Source organism: Microbacterium sp. 18062, assembly GCF_902706225.1.
In the GTDB taxonomy this organism is placed as follows: Bacteria; Actinomycetota; Actinomycetes; order Actinomycetales; family Microbacteriaceae; genus Microbacterium.
The window spans coordinates 1-392 of sequence record NZ_CACSKB010000629.1 but is presented as its reverse complement, the minus strand read 5'-3'; the positions used below and the strand labels follow the sequence as shown (position 1 = coordinate 392).

2 protein-coding genes are annotated in these 392 nt (G+C 44.1%); both read right to left on the bottom strand.

The genetic code is table 11. The features are described 5' to 3' along the window. Positions 1-297: phage integrase Arm DNA-binding domain-containing protein (locus GVL03_RS21555; RefSeq protein ID WP_200847434.1), on the bottom strand; the 297-nt coding region annotated here is incomplete at its 3' end. After that, a complete protein-coding gene (locus tag GVL03_RS21550) occupies positions 275-370 on the bottom strand; it encodes an excisionase (RefSeq protein WP_231364241.1) in 96 nt (31 codons plus the stop codon). The genes GVL03_RS21555 and GVL03_RS21550, both read right to left, overlap by 23 nt. Positions 371-392 lie beyond the last annotated feature (22 nt).

The following is a 392-nucleotide window of genomic DNA, read 5'->3' as shown; positions in this document are numbered from 1 at the left end:
ATTTATGAGTGTCTTCTGCTTGATTCCTCTGCTGGCCAGGATTTTTTCGTAGCGATCAAGCCATGAATGTAACGTAACGGAATTATCACTGTTGATTCTCGCTGTCAGAGGCTTGTGTTTGTGTCCTGAAAATAACTCAATGTTGGCCTGTATGGCTTCAGTGATTGCGATTCGCCTGTCTCTGCCTAATCCAAACTCTTTACCCGTCCTTGGGTCCCTGTAGCAGTAATATCCATTGTTTCTTATATAAAGGTTAGGGGGTAAATCCCGGCGCTCATGACTTCGCCTTCTTCCCATTTCTGATCCTCTTCAAAAGGCTACCTGTTACTGGTCGATTTAAGTCAACCTTTACCGCTGATTCGTGGAACAGATATTCTCTTCCATCCTTAACC